At 70.5% G+C, this 17,689-nt stretch carries 21 protein-coding genes; 17 read left to right on the top strand and 4 right to left on the bottom strand.

All coding sequences use genetic code 11. The annotated features are described in order from the left end of the window. Positions 1-5 precede the first annotated feature (5 nt). The 4 genes from C2L59_RS01135 to C2L59_RS01120 form a co-directional block, all read right to left on the bottom strand. Positions 6-725, bottom strand: a complete 720-nt coding sequence (locus tag C2L59_RS01135) for a DUF2267 domain-containing protein (protein WP_103347624.1) — start codon at positions 723-725, stop codon at positions 6-8. Positions 726-805: 80 nt separating this feature from the next. Next, entirely contained in the window at positions 806-1,339 is a 534-nt protein-coding gene (locus tag C2L59_RS01130; protein WP_158263009.1) for an MEDS domain-containing protein, read from the bottom strand. A 61-nt stretch (positions 1,340-1,400) separates the two neighbouring features. Further along, positions 1,401-2,024 (bottom strand): MEDS domain-containing protein, encoded by a 624-nt coding sequence (locus C2L59_RS01125; protein WP_146060246.1) that lies wholly within the window; start codon positions 2,022-2,024, stop codon positions 1,401-1,403. A gap of 12 nt (positions 2,025-2,036) precedes the next feature. Further along, positions 2,037-3,728, bottom strand: coding sequence for a CdaR family transcriptional regulator (locus tag C2L59_RS01120; protein WP_103347621.1), 1,692 nt, complete (start codon positions 3,726-3,728; stop codon positions 2,037-2,039). A gap of 273 nt (positions 3,729-4,001) precedes the next feature. On the opposite strand from C2L59_RS01120, the gene C2L59_RS01115 reads away from it, so the two are divergent. The 17 genes from C2L59_RS01115 (at position 4,002) to C2L59_RS48495 (ending at position 17,419) form a co-directional block, all read left to right on the top strand. Beyond that, the gene (locus C2L59_RS01115) at positions 4,002-4,478 is read left to right on the top strand and encodes an Hsp20/alpha crystallin family protein (RefSeq protein ID WP_103347620.1); all 477 of its coding nucleotides are present in this window, start codon (positions 4,002-4,004) and stop codon (positions 4,476-4,478) included. 10 nt (positions 4,479-4,488) lie between these two features. After that, positions 4,489-4,998 carry a general stress protein gene (locus C2L59_RS01110; protein ID WP_103347619.1) on the top strand — a complete coding sequence of 170 codons (510 nt, stop codon included), beginning with the start codon at positions 4,489-4,491 and terminating at the stop codon, positions 4,996-4,998. After that, entirely contained in the window at positions 4,998-6,863 is a 1,866-nt protein-coding gene (dnaK, locus tag C2L59_RS01105) for a molecular chaperone DnaK (protein WP_103347618.1), read from the top strand. The genes C2L59_RS01110 and dnaK overlap by 1 nt, the downstream gene beginning before the upstream one ends. A gap of 7 nt (positions 6,864-6,870) precedes the next feature. Then, entirely contained in the window at positions 6,871-7,428 is a 558-nt protein-coding gene (locus C2L59_RS01100) for a nucleotide exchange factor GrpE (protein WP_103347617.1), read from the top strand. A gap of 6 nt (positions 7,429-7,434) precedes the next feature. Then, positions 7,435-8,355, top strand: a complete 921-nt coding sequence (locus C2L59_RS01095) for a DnaJ C-terminal domain-containing protein (protein ID WP_103347616.1) — start codon at positions 7,435-7,437, stop codon at positions 8,353-8,355. Next, positions 8,355-8,651, top strand: a complete 297-nt coding sequence (locus tag C2L59_RS01090; RefSeq protein WP_103347615.1) for a chaperone modulator CbpM — start codon at positions 8,355-8,357, stop codon at positions 8,649-8,651. Before C2L59_RS01095 ends, C2L59_RS01090 begins: the two co-directional genes overlap by 1 nt. After that, complete coding sequence (gene clpB, locus C2L59_RS01085) at positions 8,642-11,269, top strand: ATP-dependent chaperone ClpB (RefSeq protein ID WP_103347614.1); 2,628 nt, start codon at positions 8,642-8,644, stop codon at positions 11,267-11,269. Before C2L59_RS01090 ends, clpB begins: the two co-directional genes overlap by 10 nt. After that, positions 11,269-11,715, top strand: a complete 447-nt coding sequence (trxA, locus tag C2L59_RS01080) for a thioredoxin (protein ID WP_103347613.1) — start codon at positions 11,269-11,271, stop codon at positions 11,713-11,715. The genes clpB and trxA overlap by 1 nt, the downstream gene beginning before the upstream one ends. Then, positions 11,712-11,975: a UBP-type zinc finger domain-containing protein gene (locus tag C2L59_RS01075; RefSeq protein WP_103347612.1), complete on the top strand. Its 264-nt coding sequence runs from the start codon at positions 11,712-11,714 to the stop codon at positions 11,973-11,975. Before trxA ends, C2L59_RS01075 begins: the two co-directional genes overlap by 4 nt. Further along, positions 11,972-13,639, top strand: a complete 1,668-nt coding sequence (locus C2L59_RS01070; protein ID WP_103347611.1) for a cyclic nucleotide-binding domain-containing thioredoxin-disulfide reductase — start codon at positions 11,972-11,974, stop codon at positions 13,637-13,639. Before C2L59_RS01075 ends, C2L59_RS01070 begins: the two co-directional genes overlap by 4 nt. 16 nt (positions 13,640-13,655) lie before the next feature. After that, positions 13,656-14,180, top strand: a complete 525-nt coding sequence (locus C2L59_RS01065) for an STAS domain-containing protein (protein WP_103347610.1) — start codon at positions 13,656-13,658, stop codon at positions 14,178-14,180. Then, a complete protein-coding gene (locus tag C2L59_RS01060) occupies positions 14,177-15,100 on the top strand; it encodes a PrsW family intramembrane metalloprotease (RefSeq protein WP_103347609.1) in 924 nt (307 codons plus the stop codon). Before C2L59_RS01065 ends, C2L59_RS01060 begins: the two co-directional genes overlap by 4 nt. Before the next feature lie 82 nt (positions 15,101-15,182). After that, positions 15,183-15,632 (top strand): low affinity iron permease family protein, encoded by a 450-nt coding sequence (locus C2L59_RS01055; RefSeq protein WP_199198851.1) that lies wholly within the window; start codon positions 15,183-15,185, stop codon positions 15,630-15,632. A gap of 62 nt (positions 15,633-15,694) precedes the next feature. Continuing rightward, positions 15,695-16,114 (top strand): STAS domain-containing protein, encoded by a 420-nt coding sequence (locus C2L59_RS01050; RefSeq protein WP_103347608.1) that lies wholly within the window; start codon positions 15,695-15,697, stop codon positions 16,112-16,114. Between the two features lie 12 nt (positions 16,115-16,126). Beyond that, entirely contained in the window at positions 16,127-16,336 is a 210-nt protein-coding gene (locus tag C2L59_RS01045; protein WP_103347607.1) for a histone-like nucleoid-structuring protein Lsr2, read from the top strand. A 340-nt stretch (positions 16,337-16,676) separates the two neighbouring features. Then, on the top strand, positions 16,677-17,306 hold the full coding sequence (locus tag C2L59_RS48500) for a hypothetical protein (protein ID WP_233223199.1): 630 nt from the start codon (positions 16,677-16,679) through the stop codon (positions 17,304-17,306). Next, positions 17,243-17,419 carry a recombinase family protein gene (locus C2L59_RS48495; RefSeq protein WP_370444702.1) on the top strand — a complete coding sequence of 59 codons (177 nt, stop codon included), beginning with the start codon at positions 17,243-17,245 and terminating at the stop codon, positions 17,417-17,419. Before C2L59_RS48500 ends, C2L59_RS48495 begins: the two co-directional genes overlap by 64 nt. Positions 17,420-17,689 lie beyond the last annotated feature (270 nt).

Genomic DNA, 17,689 nt, shown 5'->3' with positions numbered 1-17,689 from the left:
CGCGCTCAACCGGGGCGTCCCCCGGACCCCACCGCGGCGACGGCTTCGTCGATCCGCTCGGCCAGCCACAGATCGGGTTCGGTGACGACCCCGTCGCGACCGGTGCGCAGCCGGAACGTCACCCCGCCGTCGGCCCGCTCGACGTGCGCGTGTTCGTTCATCGTCCGCGCTTCCCGCTGGACGCGCTCGACCAGCGGCGTGATCCGGTCGGCGGGCAGCTGCACCGTGCGCTCGATCCCGTGGCGGTCCCCGGACCACCCGGTCAGGTGACGCAGGCCGCGGGCCACCTCTTCGTCCGAGAGCCGCGTCGGCACCCCCGGCCGATGACTCGCGGCGTCGCGGGGCGACTCGCCGGCGGGGGCGAGGGTCTCGACGACGGCACGCGGGAGACGGCCGCGAAGCTCCTCGGCCAGTGCGGGATCGGTCCGGGTGAGCGCGGCCAGGACCGCCTGCGTCAGGTAGCGGCCCCGCTCGGGGGTGGTCCGCAGCCGCCGGGCGACCGCGGCTTCGACATCGGTGCCCGACTTCAGGTTCGCCGGCCCGGGATCGCGCGCCGGTCCGGCCTCGGGACTGGGCAGCCGGTCGGCCAGCCACTCGCGGCCGGCGTCCGGCAGGCACCGGGCGAGGGCGGCCACGACCGCGCCGAGCGCGGCCCGCGCTTCGGCCGGGTCGGCCAGCTCGGCGAGGTCTTCGACGCCGGTGAGCCACTTCTCGTGCTGTACCACGGCATTCTCCTTCCCACGGGTGCTCTTCGGGTCGCGTACCCGCCGATCCGCCGTTCACACGAAGAAGAGCCGAAGGAGGGCTACACCAGGGTCGCCGGCGGCGAGTAGTACGGGTTCTCCAGCAGCACTCCGCACATCAGCACCTGCGGGTGGGTCTTGAGCAGGTCGACCACGATGTTCTCGCGGTACCGCGAAATGTCGTACATGCACAGGATCGCCTGCGGGTAGCGGCTGGTGAAGTCGTTCAACGCGGCCTCGTACCGGAACAGCTCGGGCAGCCCGGGCAGCTGCGGGTGCCACCAGCGCGCCTCCGCTCCGAGCCGGACGAACGGGTAGCCCGCTTCCATCGCGGCGGACACGGCCTCGTCCCAGAACTCGACGATCCGGTCCACGGTGAAGTCGTCCGGCGACAGCAGCGTGTCGCCCGCGGCCCGGATGTCCAGCTGCGCCGAGTCGATGCGCGCGTCGATGTCGTCGACGTCCTCGCCGAGCCGGTCGGGAAAACCGGTGACGTCGGCCTCGTGCACGCCGAACAGGCACTTTTCGCCGGCCCGCAAGCCCTCGCGCAGGAAGGGCAGGAGGACGCGGTCCCGATCTTCCTCGCCCACGAGCACGCGCAGATGTGCTGCCCCGGCTCGATGACGACGCCGGGGGTGCCGAACTTCCGGGAAGCGGTCACGACGGGATCCTCCGTTCGAAGCCGGGGTGGGGCCCATTCCCCGCGGCTGAGTGGTAATAAGGATTTTCGACGAGCGTCCCGGCCAGCCAGACCTTCGGGTGCCGCTGGATCATCGGGATGATCAAGTCACCGTCGAACAGGTCCAAGTCGTAGAAGCACAGAACCACCTGCGGGAAGTCCTGGCCCCACGCGGTCACCGCGACCTCTTCGGCGAGGAGCGCGTCGATCAGCGCGGCACTCAGCCGGGGCGCGGCCCAGCTCATGTCGCCGACGATGCGCCCGAACGGACGTGCCCCGGTGCCGAGCTTGCCCCGCGCCCAGCCGTCCAGCATCGCGAAGAGCGCGTCGGGCGCGAACTCGCCGTCTCGAAGGTGGCCGCAGCCCGGCTCGGTAAGCATGAGGTCGCCGGCCTGGGCCAGCCGTTCGCGGATGTCCTCCCGCTCACCCTCGGCGGCCAGGTAGAGCACGGCGTCCCCCGCCCACATGCCCTCGGCGAGGAAAGGGATCAGCAGGCGGTCCCGCTCGGCTCTCCCCCGGTGGAAGACGCAGAGGTGGTCACCCGGCGAGAGCGCGACTCCGCCGAGGGTCACCTCACGATCGGTCCGTTCGTGCTGGTCCATCGTCACCTCCGGTCACGGCGATCCGCGCAGCACCTGCCACACCCGGGTGGCGAGGTGCAGGTTCAACCTGCTGTCCACATCGTTGAGGTCGAGCTCCGTGATCTCCCGGATCCGGCCGAGCCGGTAGCGCAACGTGCTCCGGTGGATCATGAGCGCGGCGGCGGTGTCGCCGTAGCTGCCGCCGCACTCGAGGTACTGCGCGAGCGTCGCGACCAGCTCGGCGTTGCGCTGGGCGTCGTAGTCGAGCAGTTTCCCGAGCCACTCGCGGACGAACTCGACGACGTCGCCGTGGTTCTGCCCGGTGTCGAGGATGCGGTAAATCCCCAGTTGTTCGAACCGGGTGACACCGTTCGGGGCCTGCGAGCTGCGCCGGATGTCGAGCGCCCGCACCGCTTCCGCGTAGGACCTGGGCAACCGCCCCGGGGTGTCGCAGCGGCCGCCGATGCCGATCGTCACCTCGGCACCGAGGCTTTCCGAAAGCGAGGCGTGCAGCGCCGCACCGTCCAGCCGCCCGGCGACCAGCAGCACGACCGCGCCCGAGTGGCGCGACACGAGCGGGACGAGCCCCAGCGTCGTCGCGGCGCGTCCCGTGGCCTCGGCGACCACGCCCTCGGTGAGGTCACCGGACCACCGCAGCACGACCACGTGGTGCGGGCGGCGAAGATCGTGCCCGATCGCCTCGCCACGGGCGTACGCGCTCGCTTCGTCGATTCCGGCGATGAGGTCGTCCACGAGGTCGCGGCGCAGGCGCTGCTCGACCTCGGCCAGGCTGCGCTGGTGGGACAGTTCCAGCGCCAGCACGGTCGAGCCGTACTCGAGCGCGAACACCTCGTACGCGCCGGCGGTCCGCGCCGGATCGATCAGGGCGAGCACGCCGAGCACCTCGTGCCGTGGCTGCACCAGAGAGATGAGCCGGTCCTTCACACGGACCGGCTCGGGCACGGTCGCGGCGTGCCGGAGCAGCTCCTCCCGGCGGTGCGCACCGACCTTCGGGTACGGGTCCGGCCGGCCGGGGCCGCCCCACGTACGCAGGTTGCCGAATCGATCCTCGATCGCTACGGGCAGCGCGGTCAGCTGGTGCAGCGCGTGCGCGATGCCCGGCTCGCCGGCGCCGGAAGCCGAGATGGTGGACAGCACGTCGTGCACCTGCGTCTGCTGCTTGAGCCGCTCCACCGACGTGGACAGCCGGCCGTTGAGCTCCCGCAGCGCGACCGACTGCCGCCGCTCCCGCTTGAGCAATGCGGAGTTGGCCAGCGCCGCGGCGGTCTGCTGACCGAGCGCGTTGAGCAGGAAGAATTCGTCCCGTGAGGGGGGCTGCTCGGCCCGGACCACGAGGTGGCCCGTCAGGCCGCCCACCCCCCGCAGCGCATAGCACCAGCGCCAGAGGCCGTCGGTGAGCTCGATCCGCCCGCTCTGCCCGTCGAGCTTGCCGACTTCCGTGCCGAGGTCCGGATGGGCGTCCTCCGCTCCCTCCTGCGGGGCGACCGTGCCGTCCTCGTCGACGAGGTACGCTGCATCGGTCGTGCAACCACTCAGCGACGGCACCGAAGTCGCGGCGAGCCGGATGATGTCCGCCGCTTCGCGGCCGTCGAACATCATCATCGAAATCGCGAAGAGGCCGTAAAGATTCGACAACTGGGAGCGCCACCAGCTGTCCGTCTTGACTCTCCGGTCCCGCGCGACCGCGTCGTCCTCGGTCGTCATTCCGGCCTCCCCGACGCCGACCTGGTGTTTCGCACCTTACGCCGTCGCAATCTGTTCTGCCGGGCCGAGAAGGCTCCCGGAAATTCGGCCTGCCGGGCGCACGCGGCCGGCAGGCGCCTTTTGCCACCGTGGAACACCTCGGACAGGCACACCTCGTCACCGCAAGCCGGGCGCGACACGCAGGAACGGCCTGCCCGCCGGACAAACCAACGCGAAATCGGTTCGGATCGGACACTCCCGGTAGGACGATCCGTCCCGGATTGGGACAAGATCATGACACTGATGCGCTTCGATCCCTTCCGTGATTGGGAGCGGCTGAGCGAACAAGCACTGAGCGGGCGCACGGCCCCACGCGCCATGCCGATGGAGGCGTTCCGCCGCGGTGACGAATTCGTGGTCGCGCTCGACCTGCCGGGCATCGACCCGGACGACGTCGACGTGTCCGTCGAACGCAATGTCGTCACGGTGCGGGCGACCCGCCGGCCGGCCCGCGACGAGGGCGCCGAGCTGATCATCGACGAGCGGCCGCAGGGCGAGTTCAGCCGGCAGCTGTTCCTCGGGGACAACCTCGACACCACCAAGCTGTCGGCTGACTTCGAGCGCGGCGTCCTGACGCTCCGGATTCCCGTGGCGGAGTCGAGCAAGCCTCGCCGCGTCGAAATCGGGAGCCGCGACGAGCGGCGGCAGCTGACCGACGACCGCGCGGGCACCCCCGCCCAAGCTCGAGCCGAAGAACACGCGAACGCCTAGGAGGCGAACCATGACCGCACAGCCGGGCGCGACCGCGCCTGCCCCCCGCCACGCCGCCGAACGGGTCCCGATCGCTTCGTACGACGACTACCGCGACGCGGAGCGTGCCGTCGACTACCTTTCCGACCAGGGTTTTCCGGTCCAGCGGACCGCCATCATCGGCCGCGACGTGCAGCTGGTCGAGCAGGTCATCGGGCGCCTGAACCACGGCGGCGCGGCCCTGCGCGGTGCCGGCTCCGGCGCGCTGACCGGGCTCCTGATCGGCTGGCTGTTCGCGTTGTTCAACTGGTTCACCCCGGTCCTCGCCACGCTCACGCTCGCGCTCTACGGGCTCGTCTTCGGCGCGATCATCGGAGCGATCTTCGGGCTGGTCGCGCATGCGCTGCAACGCGGTCGCCGGGACTTCGCGTCGGTCCGCGCGATGACACCCACCCGCTACGAGGTCGTCGCCGACGCCGAAGTCGCCGACGACGCCCGGGCGCTGCTGGCGAAACTGCCCCCGGCGGCGGGGGGTGCGTGATGGCCAAGGCGGTCGGAATCGACCTCGGCACCACCAACTCGGTGATCGCCGTCTGGGAAGCCGGTGAGCCGCGGGTCATCCCCAACACGGAGGGTGCCCGGACGACACCATCGGTCGTCGGGTTCACCGAAAGCGGTGAACGGCTGGTCGGGCAGCTCGCCCGCCGCCAGGCGATCCTCAACCCGAAGGGCACCATCTACTCCGCGAAGCGGTTCATCGGCCGCAAGTTCGACGAAGTGTCCGACGAGGCCAAGGCGGTCGGGTTCGACGTCGTCGAGGGCGAGGGCGGCGTCGTCCGGTTCAACATCCACGGCAAGCTCTACTCGCCGGAGGAGATCAGCGCGCAGGTGCTGCGCAAGCTGGCCGACGACGCGGGCAAGCACCTCGGTGAGCGGGTGACCGAGGCCGTGATCACCGTGCCCGCGTACTTCAACGACGCGCAGCGGCAGGCCACCAAGGACGCCGGGAAGATCGCCGGGCTGACCGTCCTGCGGATCATCAACGAGCCGACCGCGGCCGCGCTGGCCTACGGGCTCGACTCGAAGGGCCACGAGACCGTGCTGGTCTTCGACCTCGGCGGTGGCACGTTCGACGTGAGCCTGCTCGACGTCGGCGACGGCGTGGTCGAGGTGCGGGCCACCGCGGGCGACAGCCACCTCGGCGGCGACGACTTCGACCGCCGGATCGTGGACTTCCTCGCGGACAAGTTCGCCGCGGACAACGGCATCGACCTGCGGCAGGACGCGCAGGCATTGCAGCGGCTGTTCGAAGCGGCGGAGAAGGCCAAGGTCGAACTGTCGTCGGTCGCCCAGACGAGCGTCAACCTGCCGTTCATCACGGCCGACGCGAGCGGGCCGAAGCACCTGACCGCCACCGTCCGGCGGTCGGAGTTCGAGCAGATCACCGCCGACCTCGTCGAGCGCTGCCTCGGCCCGGTGCAGCAGGCGATGTCCGACGCCAAGGTCAGCGCGAACGACATCGACGAGGTCATCCTCGTCGGCGGCTCGACCCGGATCCCCGCCGTGCAGAGCCTGGTCCGCCGGCTCACCGGCGGCAAGGACCCGAACATGAGCGTCAACCCGGACGAGGTCGTCGCACTCGGCGCCGCCGTGCAGGCCGGGGTGCTCAAGGGCGAGGTCAAGGACGTCCTGCTGCTCGACGTCACCCCGCTGTCCCTGGGCGTGGAAACCCGCGGCGGCGTGATGACGAAGATCATCGAGCGGAACACGACGATCCCGGCGCGGCGCACGGAGGTTTTCTCCACCGCGGAGGACAACCAGCCCGCGGTCGACATCGTGGTGCTGCAGGGCGAACGCGAGCGCGCGGCCGACAACCGGGTGCTCGGGCGGTTCCAGCTCAAGGACATCCGGCCGGCACCCCGCGGCGAGCCGCAGGTCGAAGTGACCTTCGACGTCGACGCGAACGGCATCGTCAACGTCACCGCGCGCGACAAGGACACCGGCGCCGAGCAGGGCATCACGATCACCGAGAGCTCGAACCTCGACCAGGGCGAGATCGAACGGATGGTCACCGAGGCCGAGCGCAACCGCGCCGACGACGAGCGCCTGCGCGAGGAGGTCGAGGCGCGCAACCTGCTGGACACCGTCGCCTACCAGGCCGAGAAAGCGATTACCGACCAGACGCCGGCGCACGAGAAAGCACGCGCGGAGATGCTGATCGCCGACGCACGCGAAGCCGTCCAGTCGAACGCGCCACTGGACCGGGTGCGCGAGCTGACCTCGGAACTGCAGCAGGTGCTGGCCGGGCTCACCGCGGCCCGGCCGGGCGGAGACGGCGGTCCGCCGCCGCAGCAAGAGCGGGCCGAGGACGACGACGTGATCGACGCCGACTTCGATCGGGCGTGAGGAAACCATGGCCACCACAGGGAAATCCACGGAGCCGGGCGAACCCTCCGTGGACGCCGCCGGGACGGGCGCCGAGTCCGGCCCCCAGGACGCGCCCGTCTCGGCGGTGGGGCCGGACCGGCTTCAGGAGCTCGAAGCGAAGGCAGCCGAATGCGAGGACCGCTGGCGCCGGGCGATGGCCGACGCCGACAACCTCCGCAAGCGGCACGTGGCGGAGCTGCGCGCCGAGCGCGCGGCCGAACGGGCCCGGGTGGCTGCGGCCTTCCTCCCCGTCATCGACAACCTGGAACTGGCGCTCGCGCACGCCGGAGCCGATCCCACCGCCGTCGTGCAGGGTGTCCTGGCCATCCGCGACCAGGCCGTGCAGCTGCTGGCCGGCCTCGGGTACCAGCGGGACGACGAGAGCGAGGTCCCGTTCGACCCGGCCCGGCACGAGGTGGTCGCCGTCGTCGACGAGCCGGGCAGCGAACCGAACACGGTGACCCGGGTGGTCCGGCCGGGGTACGGGACCGGTGGCGGGCAGCTGCGGCCGACCGCGGTCGCCGTCGCCAAACCGCGGGGGTGAGCACGGGTGGCACGGGACTTCTACGCCACGCTCGGGGTCGGCCGGGACGCCGGCACCGAGGAAATCCAGCGGGCGTACCGGAAACTCGCCCGCGAGAACCACCCGGACGTCAACAAGGACCCGAAGGCCGAAGAGCGGTTCAAGGAGGTCAGCGAGGCGTACCAGGTGCTGTCCGACCCGGAGCAGCGGCGCAAGTACGACCGGTTCGGCGACGACTTCCGGCAGGTGCCCGACGACTGGGAGCAGCGCGTCGGCGCCGGTACCGGTGCCGGACAGCGCGGCGGCCGGGTCCGGTACAGCACCTCCGGCAGCGGGTTCGACGGATTCGAAGGGTTCGAAGGCGTCGACATCGAGGATCTCCTCGGCGGTTTCTTCGCCGGCCGGGGGCGCGGTGGCCCAGTCCCGGGCGCGGACCAGGAAGCCGAACTCGAGCTGACCGTCGAGGAGGCCTACCGCGGCGGGCGGCGGCACCTGAACATCGGCGGCGCTCGCGAGTACGACGTCACGATCCCGCCGGGCGTGCTCGACGGCCAGCGCATCCGGCTGGCCGGCCAGGGCGGCCGGGGCGCGGGGAACGCCGCCGCGGGCGACCTGTACCTCGTCGTCCGCATCCGGCCGGACCGCCGGTACCGGCTCGAGGGGCGCGACATCCACGTGGAGCTCCCGGTGACGCCGTCGGAGGCCGCGCTCGGGGCCACCGTCCCGATCACCACCCCCGGAGGCGAGGTGAAGGCCCGGGTCGTCCCCGGATCGTCCAGCGGACGGCGGCTCCGGCTGCGCGGCGAAGGCATGCCGAACCCGAAGGGCAAGCCCGGTGACCTCTACGCCGAGGTCAAGATCATGGTGCCGAAGCGCCCGGGCAAACGGGAACGCGAGCTGTACGAAGAGCTCGCCGCGGTGTCCGACTTCGATCCCAGGAGGACCTGATGGCCCGGTACGTGCTCGTCCGCCCGGCGCGGCTCGACCTCGAGACCGTGGCCGCGCGCACCGGGCTGCACCCCGAGCTGCTCCGCCGGTTCGCGGCACTCGGCCTGGTGGAGACGACCCCGGACGCGAACGGGCGCCCGTGCTTCCCCCTGTCCACGGTGGCCAGGGTGGCCCGGATCCAGCGGTTGCACGACGCCCTGCCCCTCAACTACGCCGCGATCGGGCTGGTGCTCGACCTGCTCGACCGCATCGACGTCCTCGAAGGACAAGTCAGGAGCCGTCGGCGATGGACATGAGCAAGCTGACCCAGAAATCGCAGGAAGCACTCCAAGAAGCCCAGAGCATCGCCCAACGCCACGGCCACACCGAGACCGACGGCGAGCACCTGCTGCTCGCGCTGCTCGACCAGCCCGAGGGCCTCGTGCCGCGGCTGCTCGCGCAGACCGGCGCGGACGTCGACGCGCTCCGCGCCGCGGTCGAGGCGGAACTCGGCCGCCGGCCGAAGGTCACCGGCCCCGGCGCCTCGCCCGGGCAGGTGTACCTCACCCGGCGGCTGGCCGGGCTGCTCGACGCCGCCGAGCGGGAAGCCAAGCGGCTCAAGGACGAGTACGTCTCCGTCGAGCACCTGGTCCTGGCGCTGGCCGAGGAGGGGACGAAGTCGGCGGCCGGGCGGATCCTGCAGGACCACGGCGTGACCCGCGAGGCGTTCCTGACCGCGTTGACGAAGGTCCGCGGCAACCAGCGCGTCACGTCGGCGACGCCCGAGGGTGCCTACGAGGCGCTGGAGAAGTACGGCCGCGACCTGGTCGCCGACGGGCGCGCCGGCAAGCTCGACCCGGTGATCGGGCGCGACACCGAGATCCGCCGCGTCGTCCAGATCCTCTCGCGCAAGACGAAGAACAACCCCGTGCTCGTCGGCGATCCCGGCGTCGGCAAGACCGCGATCGTGGAAGGGCTGGCGCAGCGGATCGTGCGCGGCGACGTGCCGGAGGGCCTGCGGGACCGGACGATCTTCTCGCTCGACATGAGCGCGCTGGTGGCGGGGGCCAAGTACCGCGGCGAGTTCGAGGAACGGCTGAAGGCCGTGCTCGGCGAGGTGAAGGCCGCCGAGGGCCGGATCATCCTGTTCGTCGACGAGCTCCACACGATCGTCGGCGCGGGCGCCACCGAAGGCGCGATGGACGCCGGCAACATGCTCAAGCCGATGCTCGCCCGCGGCGAGCTGCACATGATCGGCGCGACCACCCTGGACGAGTACCGCAAGCACATCGAGAAGGACGCCGCGCTGGAACGGCGGTTCCAGCCGGTCGTCGTGCCCGAACCGGCCGTCGAGGACACCATCTCCATCCTGCGCGGGCTGCGCGAACGGCTCGAAGTGTTCCACGGCGTCAAGATCCAGGACAGCTCGCTCGTCGCCGCCGCCGTGCTGTCGCACCGCTACATCAGCGACCGGTTCCTGCCGGACAAGGCGATCGACCTCGTCGACGAGGCGTGCGCGCGGCTGCGCACGGAAATCGACTCGATGCCGGCCGAGCTCGACGAACTCACCCGGCGGCTCACCCGGCTGGAGATCGAGGAAGCCGCGCTGGCCAAGGAAACCGACAAGGCGAGCAAGGCGCGGCTGGCGGAACTCCGCAAGGAGCTGGCGGACCTGCGGGCGGAGACCGACGCCAAGAAGGCGCAGTGGGACGCCGAACGCCAGGCGATCCGGCGCGTGCAGGAGCTGCGGTCCGCATTGGAGCGGGTACGCCACGAAGCCGAGGAGGCGGAACGGAACTACGACCTCAACCGCGCCGCCGAGCTGCGCTACGGCGAGATCCGCGAGCTCGAGCGCCAGCTCGAGGCGGAAGAAGAACGGCTGAGCCGGAAGCAGGGCGAGAAGCGGCTCCTGCGCGAGGTCGTCACCGAGGACGAAATCGCCGAGATCGTTTCGCAGTGGACCGGCATCCCGGTGTCGCGGCTGCAGGAGGGCGAACGCGAAAAGCTGCTGCGGCTCGACGAAATCCTGCACGAGCGGGTCGTCGGGCAGGACGAGGCCGTCCGGCTGGTCGCCGACGCGATCATCCGCGCGCGCTCGGGCATCCGCGACCCGCGCAAGCCGATCGGGTCGTTCCTCTTCCTCGGCCCGACCGGGGTCGGGAAGACGGAGCTGGCGAAGACGCTCGCGGCGGCGCTGTTCGACAGCGAGGACAACATGGTCCGGCTCGACATGAGCGAGTACCAGGAGCGGCACACGGTCTCCCGCCTGCTCGGCGCTCCGCCGGGTTACGTCGGTTACGACGAGGGCGGGCAGCTCACCGAAGCCGTGCGGCGCAAGCCTTATTCGGTCGTTCTGTTCGACGAGATCGAGAAAGCCCACGCCGACGTGTTCAACACGCTGCTGCAGGTCCTCGACGACGGCCGGATCACCGACGCGCAGGGCCGCACCGTCGACTTCCGCAACACGGTGATCATCATGACGTCCAACATCGGCTCGCAGCACCTGCTCGACGGCGTCACGTCGTCCGGCGAGATCAAAGCGGAAGCGCGGGAAGCGGTGCTGGCGGAGCTGCGGCACCACTTCCGGCCCGAGTTCCTCAACCGCGTCGACGACATCGTGCTGTTCACCCCGCTGGGGCTGCCGGAGATCGAGCGGATCGTGGAGCTGCAGTTCGACCAGCTGCGCCGCCGCCTGGCCGAGCAGGGCAGCACGGTCGTGCTGACCGAGAACGCCCGGCGGTTCATCGCCGAGCGCGGGTTCGACCCCGTGTACGGCGCCCGGCCGTTGCGCCGCTACATCTCCCACGAGGTCGAGACGCGGATCGGGCGCGCGCTGCTGCGCGGCGAGCTGACCGAGGGTCTGGTGATCGTGGTCGACGCGGTCGACGGTGACCTGATCGTCGACTTCCGCGCCGCCGGACAGGATGCTGCCTGATGAGGACTGTCGTTGTCACCTGCGAGCACTGCGGGACGAGCAACCGGATCCCCGTCGCCGCCGAAGGAACGCCGAAATGCGGGAACTGCCACCAGCCGCTGCCGTGGGTGGTCGACGCGGGCGACGCCGACTTCGCGCCGATTGCCGAGCGGGCCGGCCTCCCGGTGCTCGTCGACCTCTGGGCCGAATGGTGCGGCCCCTGCCGATCGGTGAGCCCGGCGCTCGACCGGCTCGCCCGCGCGCGGGCCGGGAAGGTGAAGCTCGTCAAGGTCGACATCGACCTGGCGCCCGGAGTGGCGCGCCGGTTCGACGTCATGGCTGTGCCGACCCTCCTGGTGCTCCGCGGTGGTGAGGTCGTCCGACGGCAGGCCGGCGCGGCGCCGGAAAACGTTCTGCGCGACTGGCTCGACCAAGCATTGAACTCGCCGGAGGAGGCGAAGACATGACCACTGTCACCGATCCGCACCTGGCTCTCGTCCGAGACGTGGTGCCCCGGACACCCCAGGGCTGCCAGGAATGTCTCTCCACCGGAACCTCGTGGGTGCACCTGCGCTTGTGCCTGACGTGCGGCCACGTCGGCTGTTGCGACTCCTCGCCGATGAAGCATGCGCGCCAGCACGCGCACGCCATCGGCCACCCGATCGTGCGCTCGTTCGAGCCCGGGGAGAATTGGCGCTGGTGCTACGCGCACGAGGCGTTCGTATGACGGTCGCGGCGCAGGACCTCCTCGAGACGCCAGATCCGCACGGCGCGTTCCCCCGGCTGACCCGCGAGCAGCTCGACGCGCTCTGCCCCACGGGCGAGCGCCGGCCGGTGCGCCCGGGGGAAGTGCTCTACGCGCAGGGGGAATGCTCGCCGGACTGGTACGTCGTGCTGAGCGGCAAGGTCGCCATCCAGCACCGCGAAGGGGACGAGACCAGAACCGTGCGCGTCCACGGTCCCGGGCGGTTCCTCGGCGAACTGGGCCTGCTGGAAGGGCAGCCGTCGTTCTTCAGCGCCGTCGCCGCCGAATCCGGCGAGGTGCTCGTCGTCCCGGTCGGCGAGCTGAAGCGGCTGGTGGCCGGCGACCCGGTCCTCGGCGACCTGATCCTGCGGGCCTACCTCGTCCGCCGCGCCCTCATCATCGGCTCCGGCGACGGGCTGCGGATCGTCGGCTCGTGCTACTCGCCGGACACCCGGCGGCTACTGGAGTTCGTGGCCCGCAACCGCCTGCCGTACCGGCTGGACGACCTCGACCAGGACCGCGGGGCCGAGGCGCTGCTGCGCCGGCTCGGCGTCACGGTCGACCAGACCCCGGTGGTGGTGCTGCCCGGCGCCGGCGTGCTGCGCAACCCGAGCAACGCCGAACTGGCGCGCGCGGTCGGACTGCGGCACCAGGAACCCCGTGCCGGCGTGCGCGACATGCTCGTGGTCGGCGCCGGGCCCGGCGGGCTCGCGGCCGTCGTCTACGCCGCCTCGGAAGGGCTCGCGACGGCGGCGTTCGACGCCGTCGCGGCCGGCGGGCAGGCGGGCACCACGTCGCGGATCGAGAACTACCTCGGCTTCCCGTCCGGGATCTCGGGGGCGGAACTGGCCGAGCGGTCGGTGATCCAGGCGGCCAAGTTCGGCGTCCTGGTCGACGTCCCGGGCGAAGCGCGCACGCTCGCCCCGCGGGGCGGGCTGTACGCGATCGGTTTCGACGACGGTATCGAAGTCGTCACGCGGACGGTGATCATCGCGACCGGTGCCCGGTACCGGCGGCTGGCCGTCCCGAGACTCGAGTACCTCGAAGGCACGTGCGTCTACTACGCCGCGACCCCGGAGGAGGCCAGGCAGTGCCGGGCCGACCCGGTCGCGGTGGTCGGCGGCGGCAACTCCGCGGGTCAGGCCGCGGTGTTCCTGGCGGGCTCTTCGCCCGTGGTGCACCTGCTGGTGCGCGGCGGCGATCTGGGCGAGAACATGTCGCGCTACCTGGTTGACCAGGTCCGGCGGCACCCGCGCATCCGGGTCCACCTGCACACCGAGGTCCGCGAGATCGCCGAGGACGGCAAGGCGATGTCGGCGGTCGAGGTCGAGGACAACCGCACCCACGAGCGGAACCGGCTCGTCGCCCGCGCGTTGTTCGTCTTCATCGGAGCCGCTCCCCACACGCGCTGGCTGTCCGGCCACATCGCGCTCGACGCGGACGGGTTCGTGCTCACGGGCGCCGACGCCGGCGCGTTCCAGGTGGCCGGGATCTCGCGGGCGCCGTTGCCGCTGGAGACGAGCAGCCCCGGTGTGTTCGCAGTCGGCGACGTCCGGCACGGCTCGGTGAAGCGGGTGGCCTCGGCGGTGGGCGAAGGCGCCATGGCCGTCCGGCTGGTGCACGAGCACCTCGCGCAAGAACGCTGACAACCGGAGGATTCCCATGACCACCTGGCTTTCCCGGCCGCTCCTCGCGCTCCCGGATCGGCTGATGGGTCGCCCGCCCGGCTTCACCATCAGCTCCACCCTGCACCCCGGGCGCTACACCGTCGTCGCGGTCACCGGGCGGGTGGACGCACTGGCGTTACGGACCCTCGCGGGATACCTGGCCGGGCTCGTCCACGCGGGCGCCCGCCACTTCGTCATCGACCTCTCGGGCGTCGAGCAGCCCGGCGACGCCCTCCTCGACTTGCTGCACCGCTGCGGCGACCGGCTGGCGGCGGACGGCGGCGCACTGGAGCTGATCGGGTTGACCCCACCGGTGCTGTACGAACTGGACGACGAGGCGCTCGCCGAAGTCTTCGCGCAGTACCGCGCCGCCTCCGAGGGCGGGCTGCGGCGGTGGGCGGCGCTGCGCTGCCCGCAGGGCTTCGAGGGGGTCGCCGAACCCGGCTCCCCCGCCCGCTTCCGCGCTTTCGTCGACACCGGGGCCACCGGGCGCGGCGACCGGTTCGGGAGGCGCCGATGACCACCGTCGGCCGCCGCCAGCACCGGCGGACCTGGGCCCGGATCTTCGTGATCGGCCTGCTGCTGTGGGTGCTCTCGGTCGTCGTGACGTACGCGACCGGCAACCCCAACCTGCTGCCCACGCTCGTGCTGCTCGGCAGCTTCCTGGTGCCGGTGACGTTCGTGGCGTGGGCGTTCGAACGCCGCGACTCGGGCGAGATCACCGCCGAGCTGGTCTTCCGGACCTTTCTCGTCGGCGGGGTGCTCGGCGTCCTCGGCGCTTCGGTGCTGGAGACCTACCTGCTGTACCCGTCGACGTGGCTGTATCTGTGGGTCGGGCTCATCGAGGAGGCGGTCAAACTGGTCGCCCTCGCCCTGCTGACGCGCGGGCTGGCCGTGAAGTCCATGCGGGACGGGATCATTCTCGGTGCGACAGTGGGATTCGGTTTCTCCGCCTTCGAATCCGCGGGCTACGCGCTCACGTCGTTGTTCACCACCCGGGGCCTGTCACTGACCGACCTGGTCACGACCGAGCTGCTGCGCGGGCTGCTCGCGCCGGTCGGGCACGGGCTGTGGACCGCCATCCTGGGCGGGCTGCTGTTCGCGTGGAGCACGCGCGAGCACTTCGTGCTGAGCCTTCGCCTGGCGCTGGCGTTTCTCGGCGTCGCGTTGCTGCACGCGCTGTGGGATTCCATGTCGGCCATCGCGCTGGTGATCACCCTGGTGCTGACCGGGCAGGTGGCGCAGTTCGACCCGCGCGGCCTCGTCGTACCGCCCGCGGACGTGACGACGGTGTACACCGTGACGACCTGGACGGGCCAGGGCATGATCGCGCTGGTCGGAGTGCTGTGGCTGCTGGTCCTGCTCCGGCGGTCGCGGCGAGAGCCGCGCTGGAGGTATCGAGTCCCGGCCACGCGCACTCCGGCGACCGGACGGTACTGACCGGCGGTCCGGTAGCCGCCCGAAAGGACTCCGCAAACGACCTGCAGTGCTTATTGCTGCCCATCGAGGGAATTCGCCCGCCATGAGCAAATCATCCGTCACCACCGCGGCCGGCAGCCGGGGCAAGGGCTACTTTCGCCCGGCCACAATGCCCTCGGACGTAGGGGAGCATCTCGCACTGTTCGACCGATTCGCCAGCGTCACCAGCAAATTCACCTCACGAGCGTGGTTCTTCGTTCTTTGCGTCCTCTTGGTCGTCCTGTGGGCGCCGTCATTCCTGATCCTGCCCAGTGCCGACACCTGGCAGTTGATCATCAACACCGCGACCACCATCGTGACGTTCCTGCTCGTCGCGTTGCTGCAGAACACCCAGAAACGCTCCGACGACGCCACCCAGCACAAGCTCAACGCCATCGCCTCAGGTCTCTGTGACCTGATGGTCCACCTCGCCGACGACCGCCCGGAGCTACACCGCGACTGCGCCCAGCTGCGCAAAGCAGTGGGGCTCGAAGACCGCGAAAACGCATCCTGAACCCGAGCCGACGGCGAGTCGAATTTACGAACGACAGGTGAAAAACGGGAAGGGGCACGGTAATGCAGGATTGCTTCCACGATGGCACGCTGAGCCGTTTCAGCGGGAACGACGGACGAGACAGACTCGGTCTGTCCATCACCCGCGAGGCCGGCGTGGTACTGGCGACCGTGTCCGGTGAGATCGACCTCGCGACGGCACACGCTTTCGCCCAGCACCTCGAAGCGACCCTCGCCGGCGCGCCGAGCGCGGTGATCGCCGATCTCGACGAAGTCACCTTCCTCTCCTCCTCCGGGCTCGCGGCACTTCAGATCTTCGCCCACGCAGCGAACTCCGCGGGCGTCGCGTTCTGCCTCGTCAGTGGCCAGCGCACGATGCTTCGACACCTCCAGCTGACGGGACTGGACCGCGACATGACCATCAAGCCCACCGTCGCCGACGCCCGCACCTGGCTCTCGGGCGAGCCGGCGCCGGACAGGTGAGCAGAAACGCCCCTGTCACTAGCTCGGCAGACAGTCGCTGTCGCCCCGTTCACTCTCGCCGACATCACTTACGAGGTTGGTCTCTCCGAAGAGAACGCCGCTGCTTTGCGCGACGAACTGGCCCGACATATCGCCTCTGGCCGCCGCAGTGGCGGGCTGAAGGCCCGCGTCGCCACAGGAGTTTGCGTGCACTCGCTCCCTCGGAAGTGCACCGCATCGTAGCGGCCGTTCTTGAGCCGCAAGAACATCTCGGCTCCCTCATTCTCGAGCGAAGCCCGCTGGCAGAGCAAGTTCCGTTCGCCGCGACCACTTACAGTGCAACACGGGTGGTGCGAGCGGCAATGCGGCCATTCGAGTGCAGATCAGCCTCAAACTCGTCACCGGTGCCGGGCGACTGCGTTCCGCCCTCGACCCGAACTCGCCTCAAGCACCGAGGTGCACGATGATCAATACCGCCCGCCGAGCCACCATGACACGCGCTGTGCCCCCGCGCCGAGCCGGTGCCCGGCGCCGCCGACAGGCCATCGAGGGTCACGGGCCGAGATTCGCGTTCTACGGGCGGATGTCCACGGTCGAGTTCCAGGACGGGGCGACGTCGTTAGGGTGGCAGCGGGAGGTCGCCGAGGAGACAATCCGCGGCCGCGGCATGATTGTGGCGGAGTACTTCGACGAAGGATGTTCACGTCGGCTGTCCTGGCGCGAACGGCCAGCCGCGGCCCAGCTGATGGCAGCCGCGGCGGGACCGAACCGCTCGTTCGATGCCGTCGTGATCGGCGAGTACGAGCGAGCGTTCTACGGCGACCAGTTCAACGCCGTGCTGACCACGCTCCAGGAGCACGGTATCCAGCTGTGGCTCCCCGAAGCGGAAGGTCCGGTCAACCTTGATGACCCGGTGCACCGAGCGCTGATGCTCCTGCTCGGGTCCCAGTCACGTCGCGAGGTGCTGCGGGCTCGGCATTGGGTGCTGGCTGCGATGCGCGTCCAAGCCCGTGTTCAAGGCAGGTTCCTCGGCGGCCGGCCACCTTACGGATACCGTCTTGCCGATGCCGGTCCGCACCCGAACCGGACCCACACGAGCTGGGGTCGCCGCCTGCACCGCCTAAACCCGATCCAGCCACCGCACCGTGGGTGCGGTGGATCTTCCAGCAACGCGCGACCGGACGTAGCGTGGCCGGGATCGCGCGGGAGCTGAACGACCGCGGCATCCCATGCCCGTTGAGCGCCGACCGGCACCGGACGCGGCACGAGTGGATCGTCCGGACGGTGATCGGGATCCTCGAAAACCCCGGGTACACCGGGCGCTAGGTGTGGGAACCGACACGACACCAGAACAGTCGGCCCGGCCCACCGCGGTGATCCAGCCCGACCATCGGCGGTACCAGGTTGAGCAGAGTCGAAGAAAGTGACCCATCCTGCTCTCGTGGACGTCGCAACGTTCCTGGCGATCTAGGGCATGCGCGCAGCCCGATCCACCCAGCACGGTGACACGAGAACGTACATGCTGGCAGGAGTCGTGCAATGTCAGGTATGCGGCCGCCGACTGGACTCACACTGGGTCAACGGCCGCCCCGGCTA

Origin of the sequence: Amycolatopsis sp. CA-128772, assembly GCF_002904295.1 — a bacterium.
Lineage (GTDB): Bacteria > Actinomycetota > Actinomycetes > Mycobacteriales > Pseudonocardiaceae > Amycolatopsis.
The sequence above is the reverse complement of the archived record's forward strand: the minus strand, read 5'-3'. Positions and strand labels throughout refer to the sequence as shown.